Below are 11,715 nucleotides of genomic sequence, written 5' to 3'. Positions count from 1 at the left end.
CAAGTCGCGTGGCCGGGTGCACACTTTGGCCATGGACGAGGGCCTGCCAGCGGCGCTCAGTTCGGCGCTGGCCGAGTTCTGCCGCCATCTCGCGGCCGAGCGTGCCCTCTCGCGCCACACCGTCCGCGCCTACCAGGGCGACATCCAGTCGCTACTCGAATACGCCTGGCACGCCGGCATCGAAGATCCGGCGTTCATCGACCTGACGACGCTGCGCGGCTGGCTGGCGAGTCAGCACCAGGCAGGCGCCGCCCGTGCCACGCTGGCCCGCCGGGGCGCGGCGGCCCGCGCGTTCACCGCTTACGCCCACCGTCAGGGCTGGCTTGCCGTCGACCCCGGACCGCAGCTCGGCACGCCCAAGGCCCGGCGTGCGCTGCCACAGGTGCTGCGCAGGGACGAGATCAACGTGGTGCTCGCCGACTGCGAAGACCGGGCGCTGCGCGAACTCGCCGTCGGCCAGCGCTCCACGGCGGCCCTGGCCATGCGCGACGCGGCGGTGCTCGAACTGCTCTACGCGTCGGCGATCCGGGTCAGCGAGTTGTGCGGGCTCGACACCGACGGGCTTGACCGCGGTCGGCGGACCGTGCGGGTCTTCGGCAAGGGCCGCAAGGAGCGCGTCGTCCCCGTGGGCATCCCCGCGATGCGGGCGCTCACGCGCTGGGAAGAGGTCGGACGGCCGATTCTCGCCAATGAGCACAGCGAGGACGCCCTGTTCCTCGGCGCCCGCGGCGGCAGGCTCGACACGCGGACCGCGCGCCGCATCGTCCACGTCCGGCTCCGCGCCGCCGACCTGGCCGCCCGGCACGCGGCCGGTCACGCGGATCCCGACGCCGGCGCAGCACCCGCCGTCCGCGACGCGGGCCCGCACGCGATCAGGCACACCGCGGCAACGCACCTGGTGGAGGGCGGTGCCGACCTGCGTAGCGTCCAGGAGATCCTCGGCCACGCCTCGCCAGCGACCACCCAGATCTACACCCACGTCTCCGCCGAGCGCCTCAAGGCCACCTACCGCCAGGCCCACCCGCGCGCCTAGGCCGGCGGCCGCGCCGGCCCAGCCGGCCTCCCCGACTGCAGGACTTCCGCGCTCGGGATAGAATACGAACGGTCGTCTAGCCGCATGCCCTCGGGAGTGCGGCCTCGGGCGGCCAACTTCGCGTGTCCGCAAGCCGCGCCAGCCATGGCGCGGGACACACCACTCGGTCCACCGGTCCCTTGGGGCAGGTAGGCACGGTGTGGATGCCACTAGCAGAGCCGGCGGGCACCAGGACAGACAACCGAGCCGCGCGCGACAACGAACGGCAACCGCCCTGACCGAAGGGACGGCGAGCGGAGCCGCGCGCAACAACACGGAAGGACCGAGATGGCCCCGGTCGTAACCATGAAGCAGCTCCTGGAGAGCGGCGTCCACTTCGGGCACCAGACCCGGCGCTGGAACCCGAAGATGAAGCGCTACATCTTCACCGAGCGCAATGGCATCTACATCATCGACCTCCAGCAGTCGCTCGACTACATCGACCGCGCGTACGAGTTCATCAAGGAGACGGTCGCGCACGGCGGCACGATCCTTTACGTCGGCACCAAGAAGCAGGCCCAGGAGGCGATCGCCGAGCAGGCGCGCCGGGTCGGCATGCCGTTCGTGAACCAGCGCTGGCTGGGCGGAATGCTCACCAACTTCTCCACCGTCTACAAGCGGCTGCAGCGCCTCAAGGAGCTTGAGGAGCTCGACTTCACCGACGTGGCCGGCTCCGGCATGACGAAGAAGGAACTGCTCGGCCTCAAGCGCGAGCGCGACAAGCTGGACAAGACCCTCGGCGGCATCAGGGACATGGCCCGCGTGCCGAGCGCCATCTGGGTGGTGGACACCAAGAAGGAGCACATCGCGGTCAACGAGGCGCGCAAGCTGGGCATCCCGGTGGTCGCGATCCTCGACACCAACTGTGACCCCGACGAGGTGAACTACCCGATCCCGGGTAACGACGACGCGATCCGCAGCGTTGCGCTGCTCACCCGCGTGGTCGCCGACGCGGTGGCCGACGGCCTGATTTCCCGTTCCGGCGCGGCCGAGACGGACGTGAAGCCGTCCGAGGACCAGTTCTCCACCAGCGCCGACGAGCCGCTGCCCGAGTGGGAGCGTGACCTGCTCGCGGGCTCCGCGGCTCCGGTTGCCGAGGGGACCGGGGAGACCGAGGGGACCGAGGACATCCAGGAGTCTCCGGTCACCGACGCAGCCCAGGCCGACGCTGACATCGCCGAGGTCGAGGCCGCCGCCCCGGAGATCGCCGAGGCCGCCGCGGCACAGGAGTCCGTCGAGACCGCCGAAGCCGCAGCCGAAGAGGCCGCCACCGAAGACGCCGAGTGACGCTGACTACGCGCTGACCACGCTGACCACCACTCCAAAGCGAGGAACAGACAATGGCGAATTTTTCCGCCGCTGACATCAAGCGGCTCCGGGACCTGTCCGGGGCCGGCATGATGGACTGCAAGAACGCGCTGGCCGAGTCCGATGGCGACATCGACGTGGCCATCGAGCTGCTGCGCAAGAAGGGCGTCAAGGACGCGGGCAAGCGGGCCGACAGGACCGCCGCCAACGGCCTGGTGATCGCCGAGCTCGAGGGCACGAGCGCGGGCGTCCTGATCGAGCTGAACTGCGAAACCGACTTCGTGGCGAAGAACGAGGGCTTCCAGGAGCTCGCCGCCAAGATCGCGCAGGCCGCGATCGCCAAGAAGCCGGCCGACCGGCTCGCGCTGCTGGCCACGGAGACCGCGGACGGCAAGACGGTCGAGACGCTCATCGAGGACGCGAGCGCGTCCATCAAGGAGAAGCTCGAGCTTGGTCGCTACGCTCTGCTTGACGGCGGGTACGTGACCACCTACCTGCACAAGTCCGACCGGGACCTGCCGCCGACCATCGGCGTGCTCGTCCAGCTCGACGCGGCCAACGAAGAGGTCGCCAAGGACATCGCGCAGCAGATCGCCGCGGCCGGTGCCCTGTACGTCACCAGGGACGAGGTGCCCGCGGACGTGGTCGAGAAGGAGCGCAGGATCGCGGAGGAGATCACCCGCGAGGAGGGCAAGCCGGAGCAGGCCATCCCGAAGATCGTCGAGGGCCGCGTCGGCGCCTTCTACAAGGACGTGGTGCTCACCGAGCAGGCGTCGGTGAAGGACCCGAAGCAGACGATCAAGTCGGTCCTCGCGGCCGGCAAGGTGAACGTCAAGGCCTTCGCCCGCTTCCGCGTCGGCCAGGCGTAACGCAGTAGGGCTCTGCCGTCCGAGAGGTCGTCCTCTCGGACGGCAGAAGTGTATCCGGGGTAATGTGGTCAACGCCGCCGTCCGTGCACAGGAGCTGAACACGATGATCGATGACACCCTCTTCGAAGCCGAAGAGAAGATGGACAAGGCCGTCACGGTCGCCCAGGAAGACTTCAGCAATATCCGCACCGGCCGTGTTACTCCCTCTGTCTTCTCGAAGATCACCGCCGAGTACTACGGCACGCAGACGCCGCTTAACCAGCTTGCCTCCTTCCACGTGCCCGAGCCGCGGATGATCACCATTCAGCCCTTTGACAAGGGCTCCACGGCCGGCATCGAGAAGGCGATCAGGAACAGCGACCTGGGCGTCAACCCCACCAGCGACGGCGTGCTCATCCGCGTGGTCTTCCCCGAGCTGACCGAGGAACGCCGCCGGGAGTACGTCAAGACCGCCAGGTCCAAGGCGGAAGACAGCCGCATCAGCATCCGCAACATCAGGCGGCACGCCAAGGACGCGCTGGACAAGATGGTGAAGAACGCCGAGGCGGGCGAGGACGAGGTGCGCCGCGCCGAGGCCGAGCTGCAGAAGCTCACCGACAGCTACATCGCGAAGGTCGACGAGCTGCTCAAGCACAAGGAATCCGAGCTGCTCGAAATCTGAGCCGCACACCTAAGCCACGCGACCCCATGTCCGCAGAATCCGCAGAAGCAGAAACCAAGCAGCCCGACCGCCACATCAGCACCGGCAGGAACCTGCCGGCCGCGATCGGCATCGGCGTCCTGCTCGGCGGCCTCGCGCTACTTACGCTGCTCACCGTCAAGGCGACCTTCCTGATCTACATGGGCGTGGCCCTCGCCCTGGCCCTGCATGAGCTGGCCGCCGCGTTCCGGACCAAGGACATCCACGTACAGCTCGCCCCGGTCGCCCTCGGCGGCGCGGCGATGCTGACCGCCGGGTACTGGGCGGCGGGCGGCGCGGTCGCCGCGGCATTCGCGCTGACGCTACTCGGCGTGCTGATCTTCCGCATGTTCCTCGGCGCGGACGGCTACGTCAGGGACGTCTCGGCGGCCGTGTTCGCCACGGCATACCTGGGCCTGCTCGGCGCCTGCGTCTCGGCGATGCTCGCCCCGCACGACGGCGGCAAGCGAGTGCTCACCTTCATCATCTTGACCATCTGCAGCGATATCGGCGGCTATTTCGCCGGCATCACGCTCAAGCCGCTGACCGGCGGCCACAAGATGGCCCCGATTATCAGCCCGAAGAAGACCTGGGAAGGCCTGGCGGGCTCGGCGGTGCTCAGCATCGTCGCGGGCGCGATCCTGCTTCCCGCGCTGCTGCACGGCCACTGGTGGCAGGGCATCATCACCGGCGCCGCGGCGGTCGCCGCCGCGGTTTTCGGCGATCTGGCCGAGTCGATGATCAAGCGCGACCTGGGCATCAAGGACATGGGCAGCCTGCTGCCCGGCCATGGCGGCGTCCTCGACCGCATCGATTCCCTGCTCTTCTGCGCCCCGGTGGTCTGGCTGCTGCTCGCCCTCTTCATCAAATAGATCATCCCGGCTTCGCCCAATCCCAAAACGTCGCATCCGTGTTTAATCGCGCGAATCCTAGGCAGTTAGACCGGCGGGCAAACGGCACGGCCAACATGGGCACGGCCTTTTCCGAAACGGAGAATCGGGCATGTCCGGTAAGTGGGTCACGCGCGTCATCATTCTGATCTATCTCGTCATCGGCGTCTTCATCGCCTGGGACCACGGATACCTCACCCTGAGCTGGCTCCGCACCGTGGCAAGCGCCCTGCTGGCGATCCTGCTCTGGTGGCTGATCCCGCTCGGCGTCAACCTGCACATCCACGGCTAGGTCTACTGGGGCGGAGTCACGATCCAGCTCCGCCCCTGCTCCGCGAGGCGGGTCACCAGGCTCGCCGAGCCGTATTCCTTGGCAACCTGCCTGGAGCGCTCGGTGATCGGGACGATCCACAGCCAGCGGACCGGGTCGCCGTCGACCGAGAAGCCGGACAGGTCCGGCGCCGGCGGCCCGGCTAGCCCCGACGGATCCTCAAGCAGCAGCACGCCCTCGTACCCGCCGCCGAGCGGGAACGTGGACGGCTTGTCGTACCAGCGGATGCTGTGCCCGGGCCCGAACCAGGTCACCGCCCGCCACGGGTATCCGGCGAGCCAGAGGAAGACCAGGGCGGCGACGCCGGACGGCAGCGTCGTCGCGACCGCGAGCTCGATCCGCGAGTACCCGGCGGGGTCGTCGACGACCTGCTCGACGAGGGGCATCCGCTGCGCGCTCATCCCCACCGTGGACAGGATGGTGAACGGGCGCTGCGAGCCGGACGGCCGCTCGGAGATGCCGATCGCGGGCCGCTTGCCCGGCGCCCCGTCCCAGTAGTGCGCGCCAGGCCCGAGCCGCGATGTGAGGTGGCCGAGCGCGGCGGCCTGGAACTCCGACCAGCGGCCGGGCGATTCGCGCCACCGCCAGAACTCCGCGGCCCGCTCCACCCGTGGCCCGAGCCCCTCGATGGCGTCGTCGAGGCCCCAGGCGAACGGCGTCTGCCCGATCGCGTCCCTGCTGTAGCCGGGCATGCCGCGGCTGGAGTCCGCCCAGCCGGGGATGACCGCGAGCAGCGTACCGCGCTCGAGCAGGGCTACCCCGTCGCCCTCCTCGAACCACAGCGCCTGCAAGGTGGCCGGGTCGAGCGGTGGCCTGCCGCGCGGGTGCCTGGTCCGCCCGGCGGGCATAACGGGCGCCTGCCCCGCGTTGATCCTTTCCGGATCAGTCGTGCGCGGCGCACGGACATGGTTGGCTATCCAGGTAGCGGCGATGACACTCGTCTCGTCCCGCAGGTAAGCGGCTGTGGTCGAACCGTCGAACTCGACCGTCAGCCGCCTGGACCCGTACGGGTTCACGCTGTCGAGCAGCGTCACAGGCGACGGGAACGGATCTGGACCAGACAGCATAATCGCCATATTCCCACTATCGTCCTGTTTGCCCTACGTGATCAAGTGCTCACGTTAAGGTAAATAGAACCTAGAACTTTTATCCCGAACGGAGGAGTCGTGCCCCACCCGCCCCGCCATCTCGCCGACCTCGATCTGGCCGGACGGCGCGCGGCTGTCACGGCGCTCGGCGAGAAGCCGTTCCGCGCGGACCAGCTGTCCCGGCACTACTTCGCCAGGTATACCGACACTCCCGAGGATATGACGGATCTGCCCGTCGGCGTCCGCGACGCGCTGGCCGGCGAGATGCTGCCGCGGCTGCTGACCTCCGAGCGGGAGATGGCCTGCGACGACGGCGCGACCCGCAAGATGCTGTGGCGGCTGCACGACGGCGCGCTTGTCGAATCGGTGCTGATGAAGTACCCGGACCGGGTCACGATGTGCGTGTCGTCGCAGGCCGGCTGCGGGATGGGCTGCCCGTTTTGCGCGACCGGCCAGGCGGGCCTGACCAGGAACCTGTCGACCGCGGAGATCGTCTCCCAGGTGGTGGCGGGGGAGCGGGCGCTCGCACCGGACGGGCGCGTCTCCAACATCGTCTTCATGGGCATGGGCGAGCCGCTCGCCAACTACAAGAACGTCATCGGCGCGGTGCACCGGCTGTCTGACCCGGTGCCGTCCGGCCTCGGCATCTCGCAGCGGAACCTGACCGTCTCCACCGTGGGCCTGGTTCCGGCGATCCGCCGCCTGACCGAGGAGAAGCTGACCGTCCGGCTCGCCGTCTCGCTGCACGCGCCGGACGACGAGGCACGCGACGAGCTGGTCCCCGTCAACCGCCGCTGGAAGATCGCCGAGGTGCTGGACGCGGCCTGGGACTACGCCGCGGTCACCGGGCGTCGCGTCTCCATCGAGTACGCGCTGATCAGGGACGTCAACGACCAGGCGTGGCGGGCGGACCTGCTCGGCTCGCTGCTCGCCGGCCATCTCGTGCACGTGAACCTGATACCGCTCAACCCCACGCCGGGCTCGAAGTGGACCGCATCCCGCCCCGGCGTCCAGGAGGAGTTCGTCGACCGGGTAGCCGCCCACGGTGTCGCGGTCACTGTCAGGGACACCCGGGGACGGGAGATCGACGGCGCCTGCGGTCAGCTTGCCGCGACCGTGACGGGCCGCTCGGTCGGCCCCGCCTCACACCCCAAGCCGGGCGCCAGGCTGCTCCCGCTGGCCTGACGTGACGCGGCGGCCGCCCAGCCGTCGCCGGGACCTTCTTCCGCCCGCCTGGCCAAGCGCGCCGTGCAGCGGCACGAGACAATGTGCCGGTGAAGTGGTGGATGAGGGCTAAGTGCCGCGTGACGGCGGCGCGGCACGCCGTGGTCTGGCGGGCCGTGCACTGGGGCTGGCGCGAGTTCCAGCGGGCCGGCCTGGTGACCGCGGGCACCCCGGCCGGCCGGGCGTTCAAGTCGTTCGGCCGCGGCTCGATCATGGCCTTCCCGCCCGGCTCCCTTTTCGGCGAGCATGCGATGGAGGTCGGCGAGGACACCCTCATCGGCCAGCTCGTGACCATGTCCGCGGGCATCCTGCCCGGGCAGGACTTCTTCGGCCTCACCGTGCTGAAGGTCGGCGACCGCTGCGTGATCGGCCGCGGCAGCCACATCATCGCGCACGAGCTCATCGAGATAGGCGACGACGTCTGGACAGGCCCCTACGTCTACATCACCGACCAGAACCACGGGTACGCCGACCCGGACACCCCGATCGGCCTGCAGGTCCCCGTCAACCGCCCGGTGAGCATCGGCTCGGGCTCGTGGCTCGGCGCCGGGGCGATCATCCTGCCCGGCGCGACCATCGGCCGCAACGTGGTGGTCGCGGCCGGCTCGGTGGTGCGCGGCACCATCCCCGACCGCTGCGTGGTGGCGGGAGTGCCCGCCCGCGTCATCCGCGAGCACACCGCCGGCGGCTGGCGTCCTAGCGCTGACCCGGCCCGGGATCCGGTCGGTCCGCCGGGAGACCGCTGATCGTCGACCGGAGCGCCGCGATGGCGTCGTCGAGCCGTGCCAGTTCGCGGGCCAGGGTTGCCTCGGTCAGCGCCCCTGAGGCGAGTTCCGCGGGCAGCCCGGCGAGCCCGGCCGCCGCCGCCTCGATCGCCGACAGCCGGGACGGCAGCGCGGACACCTCACGCAGCTGCCGGTCCTTCAGGTACAGGTCGACGAAGACCGAGACCTTGGCGCGCAGCACCCAGGGATCGAACGGCTTGGAAATGTAGTCCACGGCGCCGGCGGCGTAGCCGCGGAAGGCGAGCTCGGGCTCCGCGCCCGCCGCCGTCAGGAAGATGATCGGCACGTTGCGGGTCACGCCGCGCCGCTTGATCCGCGCCGCCGTCTCGAATCCGTCCATGCCCGGCATCACCACGTCAAGCAGGACGACCGCGAAGCCGCCGGCGACCAGCGCGTCGAGAGCTGCGCTGCCGGACCTGACGGCGACGAGGTCCTGGTCGAGGGACGACAGGATCGCCTCAAGCGCTACCAGGTTCTCTGTTCTGTCATCGACAAGCAGGATCTTCGCGCGCGGGGCCTGGGACATTCTGTTGTCCTCCCAATGGCGTTTCGCGTGACGCTCCAAGTCTGTCACGTCCCGCGGTCCGGCACGCGACCCCGTCACGTGGGAGAATCCGAGTTGGCTGATGCTGCCGGTGATTACTAATGTTCACAAGTGGGCGTTTCAGGCGGCTCGGACGGTTCAGGCCCGGCGGGCGACGGTTCCGGATTGCTGCTACGCGGGGTGACCAAGCGATTCGGCATGACAGACGCGATCGCCGGTGTCGATCTCGAGGTCCCGCCGCAGGGCCGGCTGGCGATCGTCGGCCCGAGCGGCTGCGGCAAGTCGACGCTGCTGAACCTGATCTGCGGTCTGGACGAGCCGACGGACGGCACGATCGAGGTGCTCGACGCGACGACCGCGCCGCAGCGGCTGCGCCGCTGCGCCTGGATGCCGCAGCGGGACCTGCTGCTGCCCTGGCGGGACGTGCTCGGCAACGCGGCGCTCGCGCTGGAGAACCGCGGCATGCGCCGCGCGGCCGCGCGGCGGCAGGTGGCGCCGATGGTGGCGCGCTTCGGCCTGGCGGAGTTCGAGGACAAGCTGCCGCGTGAGCTGTCCGGCGGCATGCGCCAGCGGGTGTCGTTCCTGCGCACCCTGGTCGCAGGTAAGGAAGTACTGCTGCTCGACGAACCGTTCGGTGCTCTCGACTCGATCACCCGCGGCGACCTGCAGCAGTGGCTGCGCGGCGCGCTCGACGAAGAGCCAAGGACGGTCGTGCTCGTCACGCACGACGTGGAGGAGGCGCTGCTGCTCGGGCGCCAGGTGGCGGTCATGTCGCCGCGGCCTGGCCGGATCGCGGCGTCGTTCGACGTGGACCAGGCCATGACCGAGGGCAGCCGCCGCGAGGTCATCAGGCGGCAGGAGTTCACGGCGCTGCGCGACGAGATCCTGTCCGTGCTCGAGGCCCCGGCATGAAGGCGCTAACCCGCGCGCTGCCGTCGCTGCTGATCGTCGCCGTCCTCGCCGCGCTCTGGGAGGCGGCGAGCCACTGGTTCGGCGTGCCGGACTACATCCTGCCGTCGCTTGACAGCATCTTCGCCACAATGGCCGGCCAGTGGAAGGGCACGCTGGCCAGTGCCACCTGGACCACCACCGTCGAGGTGCTCGCCGGGTTCGCGCTTTCCTTCGTGGTCGCCGTGACCCTCGCGGCGGCGCTGCACAGCTCGCGGACTGCCCGCAACGCCCTTTACCCGCTGCTCATCGGCTCGCAGGCGGTGCCCATCGTGGTGATCGCCCCGGTGCTGACGATTATCTTCGGCTTCACGATCACCCCTAAGCTGGTCGTGGTCGCGCTGATCTGCTTCTTCCCGATCGTGGTGAACACCGTCGATGGCCTGGCATCGGTCGATCCCGAGCTGCTGCGGGTATTGCGCACGCTCGATGGCGGCAAGTGGGCGACCTTCCGCCGGGTGGAGGCGCCGGCGGCGCTGCCGTCGATGTTCTCCGGCCTGCGCATCGCCGCGACGTACGCGCCGATCGGCGCGGTGTTCGGCGAGTTCGCCGGTTCGCAGAACGGCCTGGGCTACCTGATGCTCCAGGCGACTCCGCAACTTGAGACGTCGCTCGTTTTCGCCGCCATCTTCATACTGACAGCAGAAGCGATCGTGCTCTTCCTCGCAGTCACGGCGATCGAGCGAATCTGCTGCCCCTGGGAGCGAGAAGGGAAACGATCATGAGACAGACACGTGGCGCGCGCCGCGCCGTCGGGCTGGCCGGCGCCGCCGCCGCAGCGGCTGCAGCCCTGACCATGACACTGGCCGCGTGCGGCTCGTCGGGCAGTGGCTCGTCGGGCAAGGCCCTGACGTCCGCCACGGTGCTGCTCGACTGGTTCCCCAACCCGGACCACATCGCTCTCTACACGGCCCAGCATGACGGCGACTTCACCGCCCAGGGCCTGAACGTGACGTTCCAGTCCCCGTCCGACACCACCGACGCGCTGAAGCTGGTCAGCATCGGCAAGGTGCCGCTAGCCATCTCCTATGAGCCGGACGTGATCACCGGGGCGACCGACCCGGCGATGAACGCGACGGCGGTGGCCGCGCTTGTCCCTGTCCCGCTTGACTCGCTGATCATCTCCGGCAAGGCCGGTGTCGCCAACCCTGGCGCGCTCGCGGGCAAGACGGTCGGCACCGACGGCGACCCGACCTCGGCGGCTATCTACAAGCTGATCCTTGCCAAGTACGGCCTCAGTGCGACCAAGACGAACCTGGTGACGGTCAGCGAGGGCCTGATCCCGGCGATGATCTCCGGCAAGGTGGCGGCGATCATCGGCGGCTACCGCAACGTCGAGGCCGTACAGCTCAAGGCCGCGGGCCTCAACCCCGAGGTCTACCCGGTGAACGAGGAGGGCGTGCCCAACTACGACGAGCTCGTCGTGGTCGCGAACAAGTCCCGCCTGGCCTCCGACGCCGCCTACCGCACCCTGGTCCGCGAGTTCCTTGCCGGGCTTGCCAAGGGCTCGGCGGCCGCGCAGGCGAGCCCGTCCGCCGCCGACACGGCACTCACCCCGGTGGCCAAGGGCTACAGCCCGGCCCTGCTCAAGCAGATGGTCACCGTCACGGCCCCGCTGCTCGCCAACTCCGGCGGCTTCGGCGCGATGTCCGCCGCCGACTGGCAGTCCTTCGCCGACTGGATGCTCAAGGCCGGCCTGATCACCAAGGCCGTCAGCGTCTCATCCGCCGGCATCGTCAACACATCCCTGCTGCCGAAGGGCTAGCTCTCCGGTTCCTCGGCGGCGGCGGGCCGGCCGGGCCTGCGCATCGCCCGCGCGGTGCCCGGCATCCGGCCCGCGTCGCCGAGGGCGCGGCGGAGCAGGAACTCGATCTGGGCGTTGGTCGAGCGCATCTCGTCGGCCGCCCACTTCGCCAGTGCGTCGTGGACGGCCGGGTCGAGTCGCAGCAGGATGCTCTTGCGTTCAGCCATCAACGC

14 protein-coding genes are annotated in these 11,715 nt (G+C 69.5%); 11 read left to right on the top strand and 3 right to left on the bottom strand.

Translation table 11 applies throughout. The annotated features are described in order from the left end of the window. Window positions 1–31 precede the first annotated feature (31 nt). The 6 genes from EAS64_RS02355 to EAS64_RS02330 all read left to right on the top strand — a co-directional run bounded on the left by EAS64_RS02355 (window position 32) and on the right by EAS64_RS02330 (window position 5,110). Entirely contained in the window at window positions 32–1,033 is a 1,002-nt protein-coding gene (locus EAS64_RS02355) for a tyrosine-type recombinase/integrase (RefSeq protein WP_145851051.1), read from the top strand. Window positions 1,034–1,360: 327 nt separating this feature from the next. After that, on the top strand, window positions 1,361–2,359 hold the full coding sequence (gene rpsB / locus EAS64_RS02350; protein ID WP_145851050.1) for a 30S ribosomal protein S2: 999 nt from the start codon (window positions 1,361–1,363) through the stop codon (window positions 2,357–2,359). Window positions 2,360–2,412: 53 nt separating this feature from the next. Further along, the gene (tsf, locus tag EAS64_RS02345) at window positions 2,413–3,249 is read left to right on the top strand and encodes a translation elongation factor Ts (protein ID WP_145851049.1); all 837 of its coding nucleotides are present in this window, start codon (window positions 2,413–2,415) and stop codon (window positions 3,247–3,249) included. A 103-nt stretch (window positions 3,250–3,352) separates the two neighbouring features. Further along, entirely contained in the window at window positions 3,353–3,910 is a 558-nt protein-coding gene (gene frr / locus EAS64_RS02340) for a ribosome recycling factor (RefSeq protein ID WP_145852287.1), read from the top strand. Window positions 3,911–3,936: 26 nt separating this feature from the next. Next, window positions 3,937–4,800, top strand: a complete 864-nt coding sequence (locus tag EAS64_RS02335; protein ID WP_145851048.1) for a phosphatidate cytidylyltransferase — start codon at window positions 3,937–3,939, stop codon at window positions 4,798–4,800. 130 nt (window positions 4,801–4,930) lie between these two features. Next, entirely contained in the window at window positions 4,931–5,110 is a 180-nt protein-coding gene (locus EAS64_RS02330; RefSeq protein WP_145851047.1) for a hypothetical protein, read from the top strand. A gap of 2 nt (window positions 5,111–5,112) precedes the next feature. Here the strand turns inward: EAS64_RS02330 and EAS64_RS02325 are convergent, their stop codons facing one another. Beyond that, window positions 5,113–6,216 carry a suppressor of fused domain protein gene (locus tag EAS64_RS02325; RefSeq protein ID WP_145852285.1) on the bottom strand — a complete coding sequence of 368 codons (1,104 nt, stop codon included), beginning with the start codon at window positions 6,214–6,216 and terminating at the stop codon, window positions 5,113–5,115. A gap of 99 nt (window positions 6,217–6,315) precedes the next feature. Between EAS64_RS02325 and rlmN the strand changes: the two genes are divergently transcribed. Further along, a complete protein-coding gene (gene rlmN / locus EAS64_RS02320) occupies window positions 6,316–7,422 on the top strand; it encodes a dual-specificity RNA methyltransferase RlmN (protein ID WP_246115489.1) in 1,107 nt (368 codons plus the stop codon). Between the two features lie 119 nt (window positions 7,423–7,541). Then, window positions 7,542–8,207 (top strand): acyltransferase, encoded by a 666-nt coding sequence (locus EAS64_RS46630; RefSeq protein ID WP_281283172.1) that lies wholly within the window; start codon window positions 7,542–7,544, stop codon window positions 8,205–8,207. Here the strand turns inward: EAS64_RS46630 and EAS64_RS02310 are convergent. Next, entirely contained in the window at window positions 8,158–8,772 is a 615-nt protein-coding gene (locus tag EAS64_RS02310; protein ID WP_145851044.1) for a response regulator, read from the bottom strand. The genes EAS64_RS46630 and EAS64_RS02310 overlap by 50 nt on opposite strands. A 198-nt stretch (window positions 8,773–8,970) precedes the next feature. Between EAS64_RS02310 and EAS64_RS02305 the strand changes: the two genes are divergently transcribed. Genes EAS64_RS02305 through EAS64_RS02295 form a run of 3 tightly spaced genes read left to right on the top strand, consistent with a single transcriptional unit; the run spans window position 8,971 to window position 11,503 of the window. Continuing rightward, window positions 8,971–9,702 carry an ABC transporter ATP-binding protein gene (locus EAS64_RS02305; RefSeq protein ID WP_222848930.1) on the top strand — a complete coding sequence of 244 codons (732 nt, stop codon included), beginning with the start codon at window positions 8,971–8,973 and terminating at the stop codon, window positions 9,700–9,702. Continuing rightward, entirely contained in the window at window positions 9,699–10,463 is a 765-nt protein-coding gene (locus tag EAS64_RS02300) for an ABC transporter permease (RefSeq protein WP_145851042.1), read from the top strand. The genes EAS64_RS02305 and EAS64_RS02300 overlap by 4 nt, the downstream gene beginning before the upstream one ends. Beyond that, on the top strand, window positions 10,460–11,503 hold the full coding sequence (locus tag EAS64_RS02295; RefSeq protein WP_145851041.1) for an ABC transporter substrate-binding protein: 1,044 nt from the start codon (window positions 10,460–10,462) through the stop codon (window positions 11,501–11,503). Before EAS64_RS02300 ends, EAS64_RS02295 begins: the two co-directional genes overlap by 4 nt. On the opposite strand, the gene EAS64_RS02290 is transcribed toward EAS64_RS02295, so the two are convergent. Next, window positions 11,500–11,709: a type II toxin-antitoxin system antitoxin gene (locus tag EAS64_RS02290; RefSeq protein WP_145851040.1), complete on the bottom strand. Its 210-nt coding sequence runs from the start codon at window positions 11,707–11,709 to the stop codon at window positions 11,500–11,502. The two genes, EAS64_RS02295 and EAS64_RS02290, sit on opposite strands and share 4 nt — an antisense overlap. Between the last annotated feature and the right edge of the window lie 6 nt (window positions 11,710–11,715).

The sequence above is a fragment of the Trebonia kvetii genome (assembly GCF_007827045.1).
Classification (GTDB): Bacteria; Actinomycetota; Actinomycetes; order Streptosporangiales; family Streptosporangiaceae; genus Trebonia; species Trebonia kvetii.
This window is presented reverse-complemented; position numbering and strand designations above follow the sequence as displayed.

What these genes read in the sequence shown, in the direction of transcription:
- EAS64_RS02355 (WP_145851051.1), top strand. Translation starts at nt 32, where the DNA reads ATGGACGAGGGCCTGCCAGCGGCGCTCAGTTCGGCGCTGGCCGAGTTC.
- rpsB (WP_145851050.1), top strand. Translation starts at nt 1,361, where the DNA reads ATGGCCCCGGTCGTAACCATGAAGCAGCTCCTGGAGAGCGGCGTCCAC.
- tsf (WP_145851049.1), top strand. Translation starts at nt 2,413, where the DNA reads ATGGCGAATTTTTCCGCCGCTGACATCAAGCGGCTCCGGGACCTGTCC.
- frr (WP_145852287.1), top strand. Translation starts at nt 3,353, where the DNA reads ATGATCGATGACACCCTCTTCGAAGCCGAAGAGAAGATGGACAAGGCC.
- EAS64_RS02335 (WP_145851048.1), top strand. Translation starts at nt 3,937, where the DNA reads ATGTCCGCAGAATCCGCAGAAGCAGAAACCAAGCAGCCCGACCGCCAC.
- EAS64_RS02330 (WP_145851047.1), top strand. Translation starts at nt 4,931, where the DNA reads ATGTCCGGTAAGTGGGTCACGCGCGTCATCATTCTGATCTATCTCGTC.
- EAS64_RS02325 (WP_145852285.1), bottom strand. Translation starts at nt 6,216, where the DNA reads ATGCTGTCTGGTCCAGATCCGTTCCCGTCGCCTGTGACGCTGCTCGAC.
- EAS64_RS02310 (WP_145851044.1), bottom strand. Translation starts at nt 8,772, where the DNA reads ATGTCCCAGGCCCCGCGCGCGAAGATCCTGCTTGTCGATGACAGAACA.
- EAS64_RS02300 (WP_145851042.1), top strand. Translation starts at nt 9,699, where the DNA reads ATGAAGGCGCTAACCCGCGCGCTGCCGTCGCTGCTGATCGTCGCCGTC.
- EAS64_RS02295 (WP_145851041.1), top strand. Translation starts at nt 10,460, where the DNA reads ATGAGACAGACACGTGGCGCGCGCCGCGCCGTCGGGCTGGCCGGCGCC.
- EAS64_RS02290 (WP_145851040.1), bottom strand. Translation starts at nt 11,709, where the DNA reads ATGGCTGAACGCAAGAGCATCCTGCTGCGACTCGACCCGGCCGTCCAC.